Consider the following 20,247-nt stretch of genomic DNA (forward strand, 5'->3'; position numbering starts at 1 on the left):
ATTTTCGGGCGTTTCCATGTTCGTTCGCACAAGGGCCCAGTTCACGATTCGGAGAAGCCGATAATCGTGAACCGGGGCAGCGCGCCCGCTATCGGTTTTTCATATAGCCGATTCGCGGGCGCGCGGCGGGGCGTGTAGACCGGCTCGCCTACCATACCGCTTATGGTTACTCCCAGAATCAGCTATGCGCATCTGCTCGCCAAGCCGAACCCGAAGCATGTGGCGAGCCTCCTGAAGTTCTTCGAGGACGGATGCTCCAAGCGGGGCACCGGCGGCTTCGGCGTCGAGATCGAGCACCTGCCGGTGCATGACTCCGACGACACCGCCGTGAGCTACTACGAGCCGAACGGCATCGAGACGTTGCTCAAGCGACTCGCCCCGTACTACGACAGCAGCAAGGAGTATTGGGAGAACGATCATCTGGTGGGACTTTCCCGCGAGGGCGTCTCCGTCTCGCTCGAGCCGGGCGGGCAGGTCGAGACCTCGATCGGTATCCTGCACGAGCCGGCCGACCTCAACCAGCTGTACGGTCAGTTCCGCCGCGAGGCCGATCCGATTCTCGCGGAACTCGGCTTCCGTCTCGTCAACTACGGCTACCAGCCGAAGTCGAGCTATGCGGATGTGCCGGTCAACCCGAAGGACCGCTATGACGCGATGACCGACTATCTGGGCCGCGTCGGCCAGTTCGGCCCGTGCATGATGCGCTGCTCCGCCTCCACGCAGGTGAGCATCGACTTCGTCGATGAGCAGGACGCCATCGACAAGATGCGCGTCGGCACCGCCATCGGTCCGATCCTCGCCTGGTTCTTCCGCAACACCCCGTACTTCGAGGGGCGCGTCAACCCGTACCCGCTGCTGCGCCAGCGCATGTGGGACTACCTCGACTTCCAGCGCACCAACGTGATCCCCGGTCTGTACGACCGCCGCTTCACGTGGGAGGACTACGCGGTGGACGTGCTGTCCACGCCGCTCATGTTCGCCGACCTCACGCACACGCCCGAGGCCGTCGAATCCGGTCTGAGCCGCAAGGAGCTGCATCGCGCCGCCTTCCGTGAGAACGCGGGCGACGTGTATCCGGACCGCGAGCTCAACGCGTACGAGATCAACCACATCATCTCCACGCATTTCAACGACGTGCGTCTCAAGAACTTCATCGAGTTCCGTCATTGGGATTCGCTGCCGATCGAGCGCGCGGAGCGTCTTACGGAGATCATCGCCTCCCTGTACTACGTGCCCGCCAACCGCATCCGTTTGGAAAGCTACTTCGACGGGCTCACCGAGGAGGACGTGTTCGAGGCCAAGGCCAACATTCAGGCGCATGGCCGCGAATCCAACCCGTACGGCCAGCCGCTCGACTTCTGGCGTGAGTTCCTCGGCCTCGAGGGTCTGCTCGAGGACATTCCCGGCGACCCGAAGCACCCTGAGGTGTTCCAGCGCTGACCGGGTTCCATGCATCGGCCGTGATTCGGGCCGGAGCGTCCTAGCGGGCGTTCCGGCCCTTGTCGTACCGGCCGCGGCCTGCCAGGGTGACCGGTCGGGTCCGGTCTGGTCCGACCGGACGTACCCGGGCCGTCAGTCCGTGTCGGCGGGCGTCCTGCGGGTGGAGGCGCGACGGACCAGCGTCGGTTCGAGCAGCATGGTGCCGTGCACGTGAGTGACGGGATTCTCCATGTAGTCGAGCATCTGCATCATCGCCTTGCGCCCCATGTCCACGCCCGGCGCCTGCATCACGGTCAACGGCATCGGGCTGACGGCCGGCAGATGCGCCCCTTCCGATCCGATGACGGCGACGTCGTCCGGCACCCGCAGCACGCCGCGCTCCTCAAGTCCGATGATGATTCCGACGGCGATGGCGTCCGCGCCCGCGACGATGCCGTCGGGCACGGCGTCGCTGCCGGGGAAGGGGGTGTCCCCGTCCGCGGAGCGCGCCCGCTCGGCCCGGTCGGACAGCGTGAGTCCCAGCTGGTAGCCGTCCTCGAGCATGAGTCCGCCCGAGTCGATGAGCATGAACGTCGCGTCGCCACCGGCGGTCATCACCGCCTTCTGCACGCCGAGCTGGCGGTCCTGCACCTGTTCGTAGTCGAACGAGTGTGCGGCGAAGGCGATGCGCCTGCAGCCGGTGCGGATGAGCTCCTCGGCGGCGACGCGTCCTACGGACAGGTTGTTCTCGAGGATCGCGCACGCCGGTTCGCAGCCGTGCGGGTGCGAATGGTCGATGACGATGACGGGGATGCCCGCCGCGCGTGCGGCCGCCACGTCCTGCGCGGAATCCTGCACGGTGCTCAGCAGGATGCCGGCCACCTTCATGTCGATGAGGATTCCGACCAACGCGTGCTGGCGTTCGAGATCGGACGAGGCGTTCAGGGCGATCACCTGCATGCCGTTCTCCTCGCACACCTCCTGCACGCCTTCGAAGACCGAAGTGAACAGCGAATGCTCGATGTCGGTCATCACATAGCCGATGACCGGCGTGCCCTTGGCGGACGGTTCCGGCGCGGGCGCGGAACGGCGGGGCACGTAGCCGAGTTCGGCGATGGCGGCGCCGATCTTGGTCTTCAGGGTGTCCGAGACGCGTTCGGGGTAGTTGAGGTAGTTGGAGACGGTGCCGATGGAGACGCCCGCCCGTTTCGCGACGTCCGACACGCCGACCTTCCTGCGTGCTGGCATGATGCCTCCTTTGCGGTTCCGCGGGGATTGTGAGTGCTCACATCATTGGAACCCCGCCTGTTCATGCCTTCACTGTACGGCATTCAAGCGTGAAACATTCAATGAAACACGCCGGTATTTTTCAATCTGGATTGAAATATTCAATTTGAAATGGTATATTCGTCTTAACGAAATCACCGAGGATTGTCGGCCGGCGATGCGGCGGGTCTGCGGGGAAATCGCGAAAGTTCAAGTATTGATGACGATTTGTTGAACCATCTGAAAGATTGAAATCGTATTGAAATACTTGAAACAACTGAAATGGAAATCGTCTCCGTTCCGTACGAAGACGAAGGGAATGGATTCAGCAGTAAGGAAGAACACATGAACGCTTCAACGAAGCAGGGCAATGGCCTCGGCAAGTACATGCCGCTCGCCTTCGCCGCCGGCATCGGCTCGATGCTCGGCTCCGGCATCATCGTCGGCCTGTCGGCCACCATCGTCGTCTGGCAGGACGGCCTCGGCCTCGACGCCACGCAGGTCGGCCTGCTCTCCGGCATCCTGACCTTCGCCATCGCCTTCGGATCCCTGTTCGGCGGCCGCATCGCCGACCGCATCGGCCGCGTCCTGTTCTTCAACTGGATCAACCTGTTCTACGCCATCGGCGCCGCGATCTGCATCTTCGCCGGCGACTTCACCATGCTGCTCGCCGGCCTGATCGTCGCCGGCCTCGCCTCCGGCGCCGACCTTCCGGTCTCGATGACCGTCGTCTCCCACGACGCGCCCGACGACGCCACCGCCGCACGCCTCGTCTCCACCACGCAGGTGTTCTGGCAGGTCGGCGTGTTCATCTCCTTCATCTGCGCGTTCCTCGTCTCCACGATGAGCGGCGCCGCCGGCGGCCGCGTGGTCTTCGCCATCCTCGCCGTGTTCGCCGTCGTCGCATGGCTGTGGCGCGTCGCCTCCCCGACCTTCCGCCGCTTCCACGAGGAGGCCGACGCCCGCGACGCCGCCCGCCCCGCCGGCATGGCCGACTCGGGCAAGGTGTCCGTGACCAAGGTGCTGTTCGGCGCCGACCGGAAGATCCTGCTCACCTACTTCCTCGCCATCGTGGTCTTCTACGTCGGCTGGAACCTGCTGGCCAACACCTGGGGCCAGTTCCAGACCTACATGTTCTCCAAGGCCGGCGCCACCCAATCGCTCGCCACGGGTCTGGGCATCATCCTCAACTTCGTCACCCTCGTGCTCAACATCGTCTTCGCCTCCATCGCCGGCGGCAAGTACCGCAACAAGGCGTTCTTCGCCGGCATCGTCATCAGCCTCATCGCCATGGTCGCCATGGCCATGGGCGGCGCGAACCTGTGGGTCATCGTCGGCGCCACCGCGTTCATGAACTGTGGCTCCCCGCTCGCCGGCGAGGCGCTGTACAAGGTGTGGACGCAGGAATCCTTCCCGATCGAGATCCGCGCCTCCGTGCAGGGCTTCATCAACGGCTTCTCCCGCCTGTGCTGCGGCCTGTTCGCGCTCGTCACCCCGGCGCTCGTGCTGCCCGGGACCATCCAGATGACGATGTGGGGCTTCGCCGCCATCGTCGTCATCGAAGGCATCGCCGGCACGCTCATGATCCGCGCCCAAAAGAAGTACGGCACCGACGAGGAACGCCAGCTCGCCAAGGCCGCGCAGGCCGCCTGAGCCACCGTTCCCGGCTCCCCTCCGTCAAGTGGAGGGGAGCCGGTCGCACATCGCGCGTCGCCGCGCGTCTCCCCGAAACACACGTCCGAACCCCACCGACAAAGGAGTCCCAGCCATGACCGGCACCACCAACGACACCACACGCGACGCGTCCGAGCCCCGGATCGTGCCCGCCGCCCCCGCCGACGGCCTCGACATCGCCGCCTTCACCGTCGAGCATTACCCCGGCGACGTCCTCGGCATCCCCAACGCCAGGCCACGCCTCAACTGGACCTACGCGCGCGAGGTCCCCTCCGACGCGCAGATCCTGCTCACGCTCACCCGCCGCACGCCCGGCTCCGCCCCGCGCGAACAGCACACCTACCTGCCTGTCGACGGCAACGTGCTCGTGCCCTGGCAGTTCGAGCCGCTCGTCTCGCGCGAGGAGGCGTCCGCCACCGTGCAGATCGTCTCCGCCTCGCACCAGCCACTCGGCGCCCCCAGCGCCACCCTCCGCTTCGAGGCCGGCCTGTTCGACGAACACGACCACGTCGCCGACTTCGTCGGCCCCTCCTGGCCCGAAGCGGAAAGCGACCATCGCCACCTGCCGCTCGTGCGCACCGAGGTCGAACTCAAGGCGGACCCCGTGCGCGCCCGTCTCTACCTGACCGCGCTCGGCCTGGTCGAAGCCGAGATCAACGGCGGCAAGGTCGGCCACGACGCGCTCACGCCCGGCTGGACCAACTACGACGAACGCGTCGAGATGTGGACCTACGACGTGACCAACGCCCTGCACGCCGGCGCGAACGCGATGGGCTTCTGGCTCGGCGACGGCTGGTACCGCGGCCGCCTTGGCTTCGACGGCGGCTATGCGAACTACTACGGCGACCGCATCGGCGTGTTCGCCCAGCTCGAGGTCGAATACGCCGACGGCACCGTCGACGCCGTCTACTCCAATTCCTGGGACCGACGCTGGAAGACCGCGCTCGGCCCGATCGTATGCTCTGACCTGTGCGAGGGCGAACGCTATGACGCCCGCCTCGAGATGCCCGGCTGGTCCAAGCCCGGCTTCGACGACTCCGACTGGAAGCCCGTCGCCGAGGTCTTCTACGACCCCGCCCGTATCGAGAACCCGTCCTGCTCGCCCGTGCGCGCCCACGAACGCCATGAGCCCGCCTCCATCGAGCGCATCGGCTCGACCGACGACGGACGCGGCGTGTGGCTCGTCGACTTCGGTCAGAACTGCACGCAGCGCATCCGCCTAAACATGCGCGGCCTCGAAGCCGGCCAAAGCGTCACGCTGCGCCATGTCGAGGTACTCGAACCCGACGGGACCATCGCCACGCGCACCCTGCGCCGCGGCCAGCAGTGCGACGTGTACACCTCCGACGGTGCTGACGCCTGGTGGGAGCCGCGCTTCGCGATGCACGGCTTCCGCTACGCGCAGATCGAAGGATTCGCCGGCGAGCTCACCGCCGACGACATGGACTGCCGCGTCTACCATTCCGTCATGACGCGCGCCGGCGGCCTTGAGACCTCCGACCCGCTGCTCGACCGACTGCACGCCAACGCCGTGTGGTCGATGCGCTCCAACTTCGTGTCCATCCCCACCGACTGCCCGCAGCGCGACGAACGCATGGGCTGGACCGGCGACATCTGCCTGTTCGCACCCACCGCCGCCTACCTGTACGACGTGCACGGGTTCCTGTCCGGCTGGCTGAAGGACGTGCGCGCCGACCAGGTCAAGTGGGGCACCGTGCCGTTCTATGTGCCGTTCGTTCCGCTCGGCGTCTGGGCCCACCCGCAGGCCATCTCCACTTGGGGCGACTGCGCCGTCGAGGTGCCGTGGACCCTCTACATGGAATCCGGCGACCCGCAGGTGCTCGCTGATTCCTGGGAGCTGAGCCGCGACTGGATCGACGAGGTCGCCGGATACCTCTCCGCCGACGGCGTCTGGGACCGCAGACCCGACTACCCGCTCGGCCAGCTCGGCGACTGGCTCGACCCCACCGCCCCGCCGGACGACCCCACCCAGGCCATGACCGAAAAGGAGCTTGTCGCCACCGCCTTCTACGCCCGCTCCTGCGCGCAGGCCACGCGTATCGCCGAAATCCTCGGCCACGACGAGGATGCGCGCCGCTTCGCCGCCCTGCGCGACAAGGTGACCGCCGGCTTCCTCGCCCGCTTCACCCGCCTCGATGGCACGATGACATCCGACACGCAGTGCGCCTACGCGCTCGCCATCGCCTTCGGCCTGCTCGACGGCGAACCGGTGCGCAAGGTCAAGGCCGGCAACCGCCTCGCCTGCCTCGTGCGCGAATCCGGCGGCAAGGTGAGCACCGGCTTCGCCGGCACCCCGTTCGTATTGCCCGCCCTGACCATGACCGGCCACAACGAGGAGGCGTACGCGCTGCTCACCTCCACCGAATGCCCCAGCTGGCTCTACCAGGTCACGATGGGCGCCACCACCACATGGGAGCGCTGGGATTCGATGCGCCCCGACCGCTCGCTCAACCCCGGCGGCATGACCTCGTTCAACCACTACGCGCTCGGTTCCGTGGCCGAATGGATGCACGCGCACATCGGCGGCCTCGAAGCCATCAAACCCGGCTGGAAGCGGTTCCGCGTCGCGCCCGTCGTCGGCGGCGGCCTTACCCACGCCTCCACCTCCCACGTCACGCCGTACGGTACCGCAGCGGTCTCGTGGGCCCTGGCCGACGGGGAGGCGGACGCGCTCGACCTGACCGTCACCGTGCCGGTCGGCGCCACCGCCGTCGTGGACGTGCCCGGACACGAGACCGAGGAACTCGCCTCCGGCGTACACCACCTGCGCCTCGCCCGCTGAACCGCATCATCATCACATCAACGCCCGGCGCATAGGAGCCGAACGCCCGTCCGTGTGGCATACCGGACGGGCGTTCGACCCCACGCACCATGCATACGAAAGGGAATACACATCATGGCACTCAAGGAAGAGACCGCCGCCAACGTACCGTCGGACATCGCCCCGGACAGCGGGCGCCCGCTTACGACGGCCGAGAAATGGCGCTTCGGCATCGGCTTCGCGCTGTTCTCGCTGATCTGGATGACTGCCGGCACCTCCGGCTCACAGGTGCTCCTGCCGCAGCGGTTCACCGAACTCGGCATCGGCGTGCCCGAGGTCATCCTCGGCACGATGAACTCGGTCGGCTGCGTGTTCGCGCTCGCCGCCAACATCATCTTCGGCGCGCTGAGCGACATGACGCGCTCCCGCTTCGGCAAACGCACCCCATGGGTCGTGCTCGGCGGCTTCGTCACCGCGGCCGGCTACCTGTTCGCCGCCAACAGCGTCTCGCTCGCCGGCATCGTCGGCGGATGGTGCGTCGTGCAGATCGGCGTGAACATGATGATCGCGCCCGCCGTCGCCGTGCTTTCCGACCGCATTCCCGAAAGCACGCGAGGCATGTTCTCCGCCTTCTATGGCGGCGCGCAGATCGTCGGCCAGTCCGCCGGCACGTTCCTGGGGGCGCAGTTCATCAAGCACATGGGCGTGGGCTTCCTCACCGGTGCCGTGCTGTTCGCCATTACCGGCATCGTCGCGGTGCTCATCTGGCCGCGCGAACGCTCGTCCAAGGATGCGGGCGTGGCCGTCGAACGCCGCACCGCAGGCGACATCGCCCGCTCGTTCATCCCTCCGACGCGCAACTGCCGCGACTTCTACCTCGCGCTCGTCGGCCGGCTGCTGCTCATGGTCGGCTGGTCGATGGTCGCCACCTACCAGCTGTACATCCTGCAAAAGTACGTCGGTCTGTCCGTGGACGACTCCGGCGTGGCGATCTCCACGATGTCGGTGATCTCGATGGTCGTGCTCATCGTCACCTCCGTGGTCTCCGGCCCGATCTCCGACCGTCTGCAGCGCCGTAAGATCATCGTCGCCATCGGCTCGGTGATCATCGCCGCCGGCATCGCCATCCCGATTGCCATGCCCACCACGCTGGGCATGATGCTCTACGCGGGCGTCGCCGGCACCGGATACGGCATCTACATCGCCGTGGACCAGGCACTCAACGTGGACGTGCTGCCCAGCCAGGAGGAGGCCGGCAAGGACCTCGGCATCCTCAACCTCGCCAACACGGTCGGCCAGGTGCTCGCCCCGGTGCTGGTCGGCGGCATCGTCGTGGCGACGAACAGCTACAGGCTGATCTTCCCGATCGCCATCGCCTGCGTGCTCGTCGGCGCCGTGGTCATCATGCTCATCCGCAAGGTGAAGTGACTGTCTAGGATTACGAAAATCCCGGTCGGCGGTCGGCTGGCCGGGGTTTTCGTATGCGGTGCTGGTTTGCCGGGTACGGAAACTCCGGTTACTTGGTCGCTGGCCGGGAGTTTCGTACATGTCGGTGGCCTGTCGGGTACGAAAGTTCCGGTTGCGGACCGGACCGGGTAACCGGGGTGGACGACGTGCCGGTATCGAACGGATATTCGATATACTGGCGTGCATGGCTACGGTGAAGCAGAAGAGGGTGCGCAAGAGTCCCGAGGAGAGGCGCGCGGAGATCATGGCGGCGGCGGTCCGTCTGGTGGGGGAGCGGGGCTACTACGGCACGTCGCTCAAGGATGTGGCCGACGCGGTGGGCATGAGCCAGCCCGGCCTGCTGCACTACATCGGCAACAAGGAGGGGCTGTTGTCGATGCTCATCACCGACAACTACGACGTGTACGGCACCCCGGACGACTTCATGTGCTCCGGCCTGCCCGGCAGCGACCCCGACCGCCTGTTGTTCCCCGCCTACCTGCGCTACCTGGTGCGCTACAACGCGCAGCGGCGGGAGCTTGTGCGCCTGTACATGATTCTGGAGTCCGAGGCGTTCGGGCCCGACCATCCGATGCATGAGTACTTCGAGAACCGGCCCGAATCGGTATGGGACCACTATTCGAAGTATCCATGGGCCATTCCGCCCGAGCTGGGGGCGTGGGAGGATTCGATGCGGACGGTGGTGCGCCGCTGCATCGAGGCGATGGATGGCGTGCAGCTGCGCTGGATGCGCAACCCCCCGGTCGACCTGTATGACGAATGGCTGGCGTTCGAGGCGATGATCTTTCCCTCGCCGGTGTGGGACAACTACCGGTAGGCGGCATCGCGCGCAGGCCTGGATGGTGTGGGCTGACTGATGCGTGGGAGTGGGCGCCGTTCCCGTTTCCTGCGGTCGTGTGCACTCCGTCGGATTTTGGCTGGTTTTTTTATCGACGAGTCAATAGATAACGTTGTGGCATGACACGCCGAACATCGGTTTTGACAACGTTTGCTTCGTGGGAATATTGCCGATTTCACTGTCTAATGGGTATTAGATAACTGCTTGACAAAGGCTTATGCCCCTTGGTATGCTCGCGTTATATCTAATGAACGTTAGATAGAAAAGTCAACGCAGACAACGGAAGTAAGAAACAGAGGTTCAAGGATGAGTGCTTCAACCGCAATCCCCGCCGACGAGCGTCTGGCGGCGTACAACGCGAACATCGCCGCGGCCGACAAGGACCCGGCCCTGTCGCCGGAGACCGGCAGGCCGATGGACAAGGTCACGCTGTTCCGCTTCGGTGCCGGATTCCTGGTCTTCGGCCTGCTGTGGATGAGCGGCCTGGCCATCGTCTCCTCGGTGCTGCTCACCAAGCATCTGCAGTCCATCTTCGGCCCGGACGTGGAAGGCCTGACCGGTGTGATCAACGCCTGCACCGCCGTGGCCTCCCTGGTCTCCAACCTGCTGTTCGGCACCCTGTCCGACCGCTCCCGCTCCAAGTGGGGCCGCCGCACCCCGTTCGTCGTGCTCGGCGCCATCCTCGGCGGCGCCACGCTGTTCCTCACCGGCATGGTGACCAACCCGGTGGCCATCACCGTCATCTACTGCCTGTGCATGTTCGGCCTCAACGCCATGATTGCCCCGCTGGTGGCCATGATCTCCGACCGCATCCCGATGAATGTGCGCGGCACCATGTCCGCGTTCTTCGGCGCCGGCCAGACCTGCGGCGCCCCGATCGGCACCCTCATCGGCTCCGCGTTCATCCTCAACGCGTTCCCCGGCTTCGTCCTCGCCGGCGTACTCATGTTCCTCGGCGGCATCGTCGCCGTGATCATCGTGCCGAAGGAATCCTCCGCCGACTTCCTGCCCAAGGACGAAGGCAAGGCCACCGACGTGCTCAGGAGCTTCATCCCGCCGAAGTTCTCCACCGCCCACGACTTCTACAAGGCCTTCGCCGGCCGCCTGTGCATGCTGCTGAGCTACCAGATGATCACCGTCTACCAGCTGCTCATCTTCCAGAAGTACATCGGTCTCGACGATGTGGCGGCGGGCGCCGCCATGGCCACCATGTCCGTCATCACCATGATCGTCTCCCTGTCCGGCTCCGTGGTCGCCGGTCCGATCTCCGACGTCATCGGCCGCCGCAAGCTGCCCGTCGTCGCCGCCTCCGTGCTGTTCGCCATCGGCATGGCCATGCCGTGGATCATGCCGACCACCATGGGCATGTTCCTCTACGCGGGCATCGCCGGCCTCGGCTACGGCATCTACTCCTCCGTCGACCAGGCGCTCAATGTGGACGTCCTGCCCAACAAGGAGGAGGCCGGCAAGGACCTCGGCGTCCTCAACCTCGCCACCACGCTCGGCCAGATGCTCGGCCCGGTGCTCATGTCCGTCATCACCATCACCCTCGGCTACGCCGCCGCCTTCCCGATCTCCATCGTGTTCGCGCTGCTCGGCTGCGTGTTCATCATGATGATCAAGGGCGTCAAGTAACCACCCCAGAAACCTTCCGTCCCGTCCCGCGCGTCCGGCGGACCGCATCCGAAGCGGTCCCGCCGGGCGTGCGGGCATCCCGTATCGCGGCGGCGTCCCGTTTCGCCCCGCGCCTCCCGACCCCGCAACCGACGTCACCAGCAAAGGAGCCAGACACATGGGCAGGAACAGCGTGGACCACATCCTCTTCGGAGCGGCCTACTACGACGAATACATGCCGAAGGGCGAGGACCGCATCGACACCGATATGCGCATGATGCGGGCCGCCGGCATCAACCTCATCCGCATCGCCGAATCCACATGGAGCACCTGCGAGCCGCAGCCCGGCGTGTTCGACTTCACGCACGTCGACCGCGCGCTCGACGCCGCCGCCCGCCACGGCATCGACGTCATCGTCGGCACTCCCACCTACGCCGTTCCCGCATGGCTGGTGCGCATGCACCCGGACGTGCTCGCCGACACCCCCGCTGGCCCCGGCAAATACGGACCCCGCCAGATCATGGACATCGTCAACCCCGCCTACCGCTTCTACGGCGAGCGCGTGATCCGCCGTCTTATCGAACACGTGGCCGACCATCCGGCGGTCATCGGCTATCAGGTGGACAACGAGACGAAATACTACGATTCCGTGAGTCCGGACATGCAGGCGCTGTTCGTGAAACACCTGCGCGCGAAGTTCGACGACGACCTCGACGCGCTCAACGCGCGCTTCGGCCTCGACTACTGGTCCAACCGCGTGGACGCCTGGGAGGACTTCCCGGACGTGACCAACACCATCAACCAGTCGCTGCGCGGCGAGTTCGACCGTTTCCGCCGCGCGCAGGTCGCCGAATACCTCGCCTGGCAGGCGGATATCGTGCGCGAATACGCCCATGACGACCAGTTCGTCACCCAGAACTTCGACTTCGAATGGCGCGGCTACTCGTACGGCGTGCAGCCGGCCGTCGACCACTTCAAGGCCTCGAAGGGCGTCGACATCACCGGCGTGGACATCTACCACCCCACCGAGGACGAGCTCACCGGCACCGAGATCGCGTTCGGCGGCGACATGACCCGCTCCACCAAGGACGGCGCCAACTACCTTGTGCTCGAAACCGAGGCGCAGGGCCAGCACGGCTGGGTGCCGTTCCCCGGACAGCTGCGCCTGCAGGCCTACTCGCATCTCGCCTCCGGTGCCGACATGGTCGAATACTGGCACTGGCATTCCATCCACAACTCGTTCGAAACCTACTGGAAGGGCCTCTTAAGCCACGACATGGAGCCCAACCCCACCTACGAGGAGGCCGGCGTGTTCGGCCGCGAGGTGGCCCGCCCTGAGATCGGCGGCCGTCTCGCGCACCTGCGGAAAGGCAACAAGGTCGCCATCATGGTGTCCAACGAGTCGCTCTCCGCGCTCGACTGGTTTCGTGTGGAGACCGGATTCCCGGATGACGTGGGCGTGAACTACAACGACATCGTGCGCCGCGTCTACGACGCGCTCTTCCAGCTCAACGTCGAATGCGACTTCCTGCCCGTCGACGCGCCCGTCGAGCGTCTCGCCCGTTACGCGATGATCGTCACGCCGGCGCTCTACTGCACGCCCGCCGCGACCATCGAACGCCTGCGCGCCTGGGTGGCCGCCGGCGGCCACCTGGTCTCCACGATGCGCTCGTTCGTCACCGACGACGAGGTCACCGTCTGGCACGACAAGGCGCCGCACGGCCTGACCGACGTGTTCGGCATGACCTACAGCCAGTTCACCCGCCCCAAGGGTCGTGTAACGGTCGACTTCGCCGACGGCGCCGCGCTCGCCGGCACGCCGTCCTCCCAGGCGGAGGCGCTCATCGAGCTCGTGCGTGCGGACGCCGCCGCCGGCACCGAGGTCCTCGCCCGCTACGGCCACTACGCGTGGAGGGACTATGCGGCCGTCACCCGCCACGCGTTCGGTGAAGGCAGCGCCGAATGGATCGCCACGCTGCTCGACGCGGACACGATGCGCGCCGTGATGCGCGAGGCCGTCCGCCACGCCGGCGTCGAGGTGCCCGGCCTGCCGCTCGCCGGCAGGGTCGCGGTGCGTCAGGGTGTGAACGCGCATGGCGAGACCGTCACATACCTGCTCAACTATTCGGCCGATGAGATCACGGTGCCGAGCCCCGTCGCCGGCGACGTGGTCGTCGCGCCGCAGGTCATCGCCACCGACGGCACCGTCGACGAGGAGGCCTCCGCCGCGCTCGCCCTGTGCGAGGGCGCGACGGTCGCCGAGGGGGATGCGCTGACCATCCCGCGCTGGAACCTCGCCGTCATCGCGGGCTGACTGCGTGCGTGCTGCGTGACGTGACGCTTGGAACGGTCTTCCGCATCGTGCGGGAGACCGTTTTTCCGTATTCGCGTCGGATTGCATGTCTATTGAGGGGTGGGGTCGTCGACCGTTGCCGCCGGTAACTATCGAAAACTAGATAAAACTATGCATTTCGCGATAGAGGACGAAGACACGCCGTGCATACTCCTACGCGAGAAGCGTTACACTATATCTAACGGTTGCTAGATAACGAAGTCGACTGGTGGCCGCGAGGACATAACTCAACGAAGAGACGCGCGGGCACGGGCACCGCGCACCCGAACAGGAAAGGAAATCCATCATGACCACATGGATCGCCACCACCCCCGACGACAGGCTCGCCGACCGTTCGGCGCAGATCGCCGCCACCGGCGCCACCGCGGCCGCGGACCTCGCGCTCGACGGCACCGAGCACCAGGCGCTGCGCGGCTTCGGCGGCTGCTTCAACGAGCTCGGATGGCTGCCGCTGCAGACCGTCACCGAGGCCGAGCGCGACCAGATCATCAAGGAGCTGTTCAGCCCGGACGAGATGAACTTCACGTTCAACCGCGCGCCCGTCGGCGCCAACGACTTCGCCGACCACTGGTACAGCTACGACGAGGTCGAGGGCGACTACGCGATGGAGCACTTCTCCGTCGAACGTGACGAGCAGACCCTCATCCCGTACATCCACCGCGCCCAGGAATGGCAGCCGGACATGAGCCTCTTCTCCAGCCCGTGGTCCCCGCCGACCTGGATGAAGCGCCCGAAGGCCTACAACTACGGCCGTCTCGTGCGCACTCCCGAGAACCTCACGGCGTACGCGAAGTACCTCGTCAAATACGTGCAGGCGTACGCCGAGCACGGCATCGCCGTCAACCAGCTGCACGTGCAGAACGAGGTGTTCGCCGACCAGAAGTTCCCCAGCGCCCTGTGGGACGCCGAAGCGCTCAAGGAATTCATCCGCGACTACCTCGGACCCGCGTTCGACGAGGCCGGCCTCGACACCGACATCTGGCTGGGCACGCTCAACGGCCCCGAAGACATGGCCTGGACCGGCGGCGGCTACGGCATGAAGCTCAACAACTACAACCGCTTCGTCGACAACATCCTCTTCGACGATGGTGCCCGCCACTACATCAAGGGCATCGCCTACCAGTGGGCCGGCCAGAACTGCATCGCCCGCACGCATGAATCCTGGCCGGAGATCGAGCTCATCCAGTCCGAATCCGAATGCGGCGACGGCCAGAACACGTGGGAGTACGCCGAATACGTGTTCCACCTCATCAACCACTACCTGAGGAACGGCGCCACCGCGTACACCTACTGGAACATGATCCTCGACGACCAGGATTCCACGTGGGGCTGGTGGCAGAACTCCCTGTTCACCATCACCGCCGACACGCACGAGGTGCGCCGCAACCCCGAATACTACGTGATGCGGCACTTCTCCAAGTACGTGCGCCCCGGCGCGAAGGTGCTCGGCACCACCGGCCACTTCAACTCCATGGCCATCGCCTTCCGCAACCCGGACGGCACCATCGTGGTCGTGGCCCAGAACGCGCTGGAGGACGAAAGCCCGTTCGAGTTCGCCGACCCGGCCGACGCCTCGCGCGGCTTCAAGGTCACGCTCGCCCCGCGCTCCTTCAACACCTTCGTCATCGACTGACCGCACGGAACCCAGAAAGGCGAACACGACCATGACCACCACCAACCCGCAGACCCTGCCCTACGAGAACCCCGACCTGCCCGCCTCCGAGCGCATCGCCGACCTGCTCGGCCGCATGACCCTCGAGGAGAAGGTCGGCCAGATGATGCAGCTCGACGCCCGCGGCGGCGACCTCGACGATCTCATCGTGAACAGGCACGTCGGCTCCATCCTGCACACCAGCCCCGAGGACCTGCCCCGCGCCGTCGAGACCGTCAATACCAAGACCCGCCTGCGCATCCCGCTGGTCATCGGCGACGACTGCATCCACGGCTACTCCTTCTGGCCCGGCGCCACGATCTTCCCCTCCCAGCTCGGCATGGCCGTCAGCTGGGACCCGAAGGCCGTCGAGGCGGCCGGCCGCGCCACCGCCGAGGAGGTCTCCTCGACCGGCGTGCACTGGACGTTCTCCCCGGTGCTGTGCATCGCGCGCGACACCCGCTGGGGTCGCGTGGACGAGACCTTCGGCGAGGACCCCATGCTGATCGGCGAGATGGCCTCCGCCATGGTCAAGGGTTATCAGGGCGGCGCCAAGGCCGGCGAGACACTGCCGAAGGATGCGATTCTCGCCTGCGCCAAGCACTTCGCCGGATACTCCGAGACCCAGGGCGGCCGCGACGCCTCCGAAGCGGACCTGAGCCACCGCAAGCTCGAATCCTGGTTCCTGCCGCCGTTCGAACGCATCGCCAAGGAGGGCTGCGGCACGTTCATGCTCGGCTACGAGTCCATCGAAGGCGTGCCGGTCACGTTCAACAAGTGGCTGCTCACCGACAAGCTGCGCGGCGCATGGAAGTACAACGGCACCCTCATCACCGACTGGGACAACGTGGGCCGTTCCGTATGGGAGCAGAAGGTCAAGCCCGACTACGTGCACGCCGCCGCCGACGCGGTCAAGGCCGGCAACGATCTGGTCATGACCACGCCGGGGTTCTACGACGGCGCCATCGAGGCCGTGCGCACCGGTCTGCTCGACGAGTCGCTCATCGACGAGGCCGTCGCGCGCATCCTCGCGCTCAAGTTCCGTCTCGGCCTGTTCGAGGACCCGCGTCTGCCGGACGAGAAGCGTATCAAGGCCGTCATCGGCTCCGAGGAGCACCGCCGCGTGAACCTCGAGCTCGCCCGCGAGGCCGTCGCCCTGCTGCGCAACGACGGCGGACTGCCATTCGACGCGGCGCCGGCCGAGGCGGTCCCCGGCTCCGGTGACGCGCCCGCGCGCAAGCGCATCGCCGTGGTCGGCCCGCTCTCCGACGACGCCCAGAACCAGCTCGGCGACTGGGCCGGCAACTCCGGCCAGGTCGGCTGGATGCCCGACGGCCATCCGCGCGGCATGATCACCACCGTGCTCGACGGCTTCCGTGCGCTCGCCGGCGACGCATGCGAGGTCACCTACGCCCGTGGCGCCAACGTCATCGACCTCGTGCCCGACCCGGAGGGCGAGTTCTACCCGGACGGACAGCCGCGCCCGAAGATCGGCGTGAGCGCGCCCGTCGACCGGGCCCTGCTCGACGAGGCCGTCGCCGCCGCGCGCGAGGCCGACCTCATCGTCGCCGTCGTGGGCGACGTGGTGCAGCTGGTCGGCGAGACCTGCTCCACCGCCACGCTCGAACTGCTCGGCGGCCAGAACGCGCTGCTCGACGCGCTCGCCGACGTCTCCCGCGAGACCGGCAAGCCGATGGTCACCGTGCTGGTGAGCTCCAAGCCGCAGGTGCTGCCGCGTTCCATCGTGGGTGATTCCGGCGTGCTCGCCGGCTGCTGCAACGATCCGAAGTCCGGCACCGGATCCATCCTGTGGGCGCCGAACCCGGGCATGGAGGGTGGCAGGGCCATCGCCGAGATCATCCTCGGCGAGGTGAACCCGTCCGGCAGGCTCCCGATCACCTTCCCGCGCCACGCGGGCCAGCTGCCGGTCTACTACAACCAGATCCGCGGCCAGCACGGCAACCGCTACGCCGACCTCACGCAGGACCCGGCGTTCGCGTTCGGCGAGGGTGAGGGCTACACGACGTTCGCGTACGGCGAGCCGACGATCGTCGGCGGGGCCTCGAACGCGGACGGCACGTTCACGCAGACCGACACCGTACACGCCGAGATCGCCCTCACCAACACTGGCGACCGCGCGGGCACCGAGGTCGTGCAGGCGTACGTGGGCGACATCGTCACCTCGTACAGCTGGACCGACCGCGAACTCAAGGCGTTCCGCCGCGTCACGCTCGAACCGGGCGAGACCGCGACCGTCGCGTTCGACATTCCGGTCTGCGACTGCACCATCGTCGACGCCGATGCGAACCGCATCGTCGAACCCGGCGAGTTCGAGCTGCTCATCGGGCACTCGTCGCGCCGCGACGACCTCAAGCGCACCACCTTCACCGTCGCGTGAATCTGCCCTGCGTGAGATGATCCCGCGTGAGCCGGTCCCGTGTGAATCGGTTTCGTGTGGGCCTCATATGATTCCGCCCGCTCCGGTCGTATGCTGGAGCGGGCGGTGTCGTTTGTGCGGAACGGAGCGATGATGCGGAATACTGGTGAGAGGGCCATGCCGGGAGACGATGGGCGGATCGACGGCGTGAACCTCGGCGGATGGCTGGTATTGGAACGGTGGATGACGCCCGGCCTGTTCCGTGCGAGCGGCGAGGAGGACGAGATCTGGCTGCACCGGTCCGTCGAACCGGCCGAACTGGAGCGCCTGCTGCGCCGTCACCGCGACACGTACATCGCCGAGGACGACTTCCATGCCATCGCCGCGCACGGGCTGAACCTTGTGCGCATCCCCGTGCCGTTTTTCATCTTCGGTGACGTGCCCGGGCATCCCGGCTGCGTCGAATACCTCGACCGTGCGTTCGACTGGGCGGAGAGGGCCGGGCTCAAGGTGCTCATCGACCTGCACACCGTGCCCGGGTCGCAGAACGGATTCGACAACGGCGGTCTGACCGGCGTGGTCCGCTGGCATACGACGCCGCGGCAGGTCGCGTTCGCGCTGGACGTGCTCGAGCGTCTCGCGCGACGTTACCGCGACCGCCCTGCGTTGTACGGCATCGAAGTGCTCAACGAGCCGGTCGACCGTCTCACTTATCTTACGTCGCCGTCGAGCTCCCGGGCGAAGGATCCGCGTGAGGCACAGGGGAGCGGCCACGTTCCGATGCACTTCCTCAAACGGTTCTACCGGGCGGCATACCGACGGCTGCGCCCGGTGCTGGGCGACGGGCCGGTCATCGTGTTCCACGACGGATTCCGCCTGAACCGCTGGCGTGGCTGGTTCGTGCGCGAGGGCATGCGTGGTGTCGTCATCGACACGCACGCGTATCTCGTCATGTCGGAACGCCCCGAGGCGCTGTTCCTCAGGCTGCCGGACGCATGGCTCATGCGCTGGTACCGGCTGTTCGCGGCGTGGGGCGCGCGCCGCATCCGCCGTGCCGCGCGCTTCACGCCGGTCATGGTGGGGGAGTGGTGCGTGGCGAACGGGCTCGCGGTGCGCATGGGGGAGTGCGGGGCGCAAGATGAGGTCGCGTCCGTTGATACGTCTGGTGGCGCGTTCGACGGATATGGTGCGTTCGGTGACGGCGGTACGGATGTCGGAGACGGCGCATCCGGCGACGGCGGTACGCGCGCAGGCGACGGCGGGGACGGCGTCCCGTCGCCCGCCGCCCGCCGCCGCGCCGTCTACCGCCGCGTCGCCGCCATGCAGCTCGACGCGTGGAACGTCTCCGCCGGTCAGGTCTACTGGAGCTATCGACTGCGCGGCGGTCGCGGCGAGCTCGACCGTCTCGCGCCTCCCGCGCCCGGTACGGGTGACGGGGGCGCCGCCGTGATGGACGACACGCGCCTCGACCCGTGGGACCTGCGGCATGTCTGGCATGCGGGATGGATGCCGCCGTGACGGCATGTGACGGAAGCCGTCCGGAAGCGTGACGGGAGGATTCGACCGGAGGGGCGATCGGAAGAACTGACCGGAAGAACCGTGCACGGACGCCGTCTTTCGTGTACGGTCCTTCCGGTCCTCCGTTGTGCGGCCGGTGTTTTCATGCGTCTGGCTGCTGTCTTGAGTACGTTGTCTCCGGTCAGGCAGTGTGAGACCGGAGACAACGTATGCGGGATGCGTGCCGTCCGTACGGTTTCTCCGGTTGTTAGGATGCCGACTCCCATGGCCGGCGGATGAATGCCGCCATGGCGACGACGATCATGACGCCGGCGAGTGCGGTCTCGCCGGCGGCCAGGGCGCCCGCCCATGCCGGCACATGCCGGCCGCATTCCGCTGCGAGGACGTCGATCGCCTTGTGCAGTGCGGTGGCGGTGATGACCAGCGGGAACGTGAACGCGGCCCAGGCGGGGGAGGGCGGCGTGGCGAGCATCCACGGCAGCAGGATTGCGACGAGTGCGAACAGCAGTTGCGCGCAGACGGCCAGTGCGAACATGAACCCCGGGTCGTGGCGGTCGTAGGTGGCGGCGTATGAGGCGACGAGCAGGCTGACGGGGGCCGTGAATATGGCCATCGTCGGGCGGATGGCGCGGGGCAGTCCGTGGAACGCGATCCGGTTGGCGATCAGTGTCAGCATCGCGATGTCGATGACGAATCCGATGCGGAAGATGATGCGGCCCGCCCATGCCAGCCCCACCGTGTCCGAGGTGACCGCCGCCACCAGAATGCCGACGAACCCCACCAGCCATGCCGGGCAGACCGCGTCGAGGTGGAATCCCCGAATAACGAACCGCCATGCCAGATACGCCATGATCGCCGTTATGGCCATGACGCCGCTCCACCAGGCGGTCTGCGCGCAACGCAGGCCGGACGGGCCGAACCGTGTCGCATACGCGCCCAGCACGATCAGCGCCATGGGCATCGTCGTCGCCAATGGCGCGACCGACGGATTGCGCCAATCCCTGGCAAGCGCCCGTCGTACGCCGGGGTCGTGCGCCGCCATCAGGTGGCGGGCGAGCACCGGCGTCAGGGCGGCGATTCCCACGGCCGCGCACAGCGCATGGACCGGGGATTTGCACGGTTCGGGTAACATCGACGGTGCGAGATTGCCGTATGAGAGCGCCGCCAGCGCGAGGCCGGCCTGTGGGATGGGGGTCGACGCGATCCGGGCGCGGATTGCCGCCCGTGCCGGTGTTTGCCGCGACGAGCCGGCGGCTGTGCTCGAGTCGGCGGCGGCGTGGGACGTGGC

12 protein-coding genes are annotated in these 20,247 nt (G+C 66.7%); 10 read left to right on the plus strand and 2 right to left on the minus strand.

The window, feature by feature from the left end; translation table 11 throughout:
• The first annotated feature begins 162 nt into the window (after positions 1-162).
• Complete coding sequence (locus tag AC1AYR_RS00075; RefSeq protein ID WP_476511168.1) at positions 163-1,440, plus strand: glutamate-cysteine ligase family protein; 1,278 nt, start codon at positions 163-165, stop codon at positions 1,438-1,440.
• Between the two features lie 132 nt (positions 1,441-1,572).
• Here the strand turns inward: AC1AYR_RS00075 and AC1AYR_RS00080 are convergent, their stop codons facing one another.
• Entirely contained in the window at positions 1,573-2,667 is a 1,095-nt protein-coding gene (locus AC1AYR_RS00080; RefSeq protein ID WP_476511167.1) for a LacI family DNA-binding transcriptional regulator, read from the minus strand.
• Positions 2,668-3,030: 363 nt separating this feature from the next.
• On the opposite strand from AC1AYR_RS00080, the gene AC1AYR_RS00085 reads away from it, so the two are divergent.
• The 9 genes from AC1AYR_RS00085 (at position 3,031) to AC1AYR_RS00125 (ending at position 18,959) form a co-directional block, all read left to right on the plus strand.
• Positions 3,031-4,338: an MFS transporter gene (locus AC1AYR_RS00085; protein ID WP_476511166.1), complete on the plus strand. Its 1,308-nt coding sequence runs from the start codon at positions 3,031-3,033 to the stop codon at positions 4,336-4,338.
• Between the two features lie 115 nt (positions 4,339-4,453).
• Positions 4,454-7,162: a family 78 glycoside hydrolase catalytic domain gene (locus AC1AYR_RS00090; protein WP_476511165.1), complete on the plus strand. Its 2,709-nt coding sequence runs from the start codon at positions 4,454-4,456 to the stop codon at positions 7,160-7,162.
• Between the two features lie 114 nt (positions 7,163-7,276).
• Entirely contained in the window at positions 7,277-8,569 is a 1,293-nt protein-coding gene (locus tag AC1AYR_RS00095) for an MFS transporter (RefSeq protein WP_476511164.1), read from the plus strand.
• Between the two features lie 223 nt (positions 8,570-8,792).
• The gene (locus tag AC1AYR_RS00100) at positions 8,793-9,425 is read left to right on the plus strand and encodes a TetR/AcrR family transcriptional regulator (RefSeq protein WP_476511163.1); all 633 of its coding nucleotides are present in this window, start codon (positions 8,793-8,795) and stop codon (positions 9,423-9,425) included.
• 327 nt (positions 9,426-9,752) lie between these two features.
• A complete protein-coding gene (locus AC1AYR_RS00105; protein ID WP_476511162.1) occupies positions 9,753-11,081 on the plus strand; it encodes an MFS transporter in 1,329 nt (442 codons plus the stop codon).
• Between the two features lie 157 nt (positions 11,082-11,238).
• Positions 11,239-13,374, plus strand: a complete 2,136-nt coding sequence (locus AC1AYR_RS00110; RefSeq protein ID WP_476511161.1) for a beta-galactosidase — start codon at positions 11,239-11,241, stop codon at positions 13,372-13,374.
• Positions 13,375-13,699: 325 nt separating this feature from the next.
• Positions 13,700-15,046: a glycoside hydrolase family 30 protein gene (locus AC1AYR_RS00115; protein WP_476511160.1), complete on the plus strand. Its 1,347-nt coding sequence runs from the start codon at positions 13,700-13,702 to the stop codon at positions 15,044-15,046.
• A gap of 31 nt (positions 15,047-15,077) precedes the next feature.
• Positions 15,078-17,462, plus strand: a complete 2,385-nt coding sequence (locus tag AC1AYR_RS00120; RefSeq protein WP_476555097.1) for a glycoside hydrolase family 3 N-terminal domain-containing protein — start codon at positions 15,078-15,080, stop codon at positions 17,460-17,462.
• Positions 17,463-17,618: 156 nt separating this feature from the next.
• Complete coding sequence (locus AC1AYR_RS00125) at positions 17,619-18,959, plus strand: glycoside hydrolase family 5 protein (RefSeq protein WP_476511158.1); 1,341 nt, start codon at positions 17,619-17,621, stop codon at positions 18,957-18,959.
• 247 nt (positions 18,960-19,206) lie between these two features.
• On the opposite strand, the gene AC1AYR_RS00130 is transcribed toward AC1AYR_RS00125, so the two are convergent.
• A complete protein-coding gene (locus AC1AYR_RS00130) occupies positions 19,207-20,043 on the minus strand; it encodes an SLAC1 family transporter (RefSeq protein WP_476511157.1) in 837 nt (278 codons plus the stop codon).
• Positions 20,044-20,247: the final 204 nt, after the last annotated feature.

Source organism: Bifidobacterium sp. LH_417, from assembly GCF_056357035.1.

What these genes read in the sequence shown, in the direction of transcription:
- AC1AYR_RS00075 (WP_476511168.1), top strand. Translation starts at nt 163, where the DNA reads ATGGTTACTCCCAGAATCAGCTATGCGCATCTGCTCGCCAAGCCGAAC.
- AC1AYR_RS00080 (WP_476511167.1), bottom strand. Translation starts at nt 2,667, where the DNA reads ATGCCAGCACGCAGGAAGGTCGGCGTGTCGGACGTCGCGAAACGGGCG.
- AC1AYR_RS00085 (WP_476511166.1), top strand. Translation starts at nt 3,031, where the DNA reads ATGAACGCTTCAACGAAGCAGGGCAATGGCCTCGGCAAGTACATGCCG.
- AC1AYR_RS00090 (WP_476511165.1), top strand. Translation starts at nt 4,454, where the DNA reads ATGACCGGCACCACCAACGACACCACACGCGACGCGTCCGAGCCCCGG.
- AC1AYR_RS00095 (WP_476511164.1), top strand. Translation starts at nt 7,277, where the DNA reads ATGGCACTCAAGGAAGAGACCGCCGCCAACGTACCGTCGGACATCGCC.
- AC1AYR_RS00100 (WP_476511163.1), top strand. Translation starts at nt 8,793, where the DNA reads ATGGCTACGGTGAAGCAGAAGAGGGTGCGCAAGAGTCCCGAGGAGAGG.
- AC1AYR_RS00105 (WP_476511162.1), top strand. Translation starts at nt 9,753, where the DNA reads ATGAGTGCTTCAACCGCAATCCCCGCCGACGAGCGTCTGGCGGCGTAC.
- AC1AYR_RS00110 (WP_476511161.1), top strand. Translation starts at nt 11,239, where the DNA reads ATGGGCAGGAACAGCGTGGACCACATCCTCTTCGGAGCGGCCTACTAC.
- AC1AYR_RS00115 (WP_476511160.1), top strand. Translation starts at nt 13,700, where the DNA reads ATGACCACATGGATCGCCACCACCCCCGACGACAGGCTCGCCGACCGT.
- AC1AYR_RS00120 (WP_476555097.1), top strand. Translation starts at nt 15,078, where the DNA reads ATGACCACCACCAACCCGCAGACCCTGCCCTACGAGAACCCCGACCTG.
- AC1AYR_RS00125 (WP_476511158.1), top strand. Translation starts at nt 17,619, where the DNA reads ATGCCGGGAGACGATGGGCGGATCGACGGCGTGAACCTCGGCGGATGG.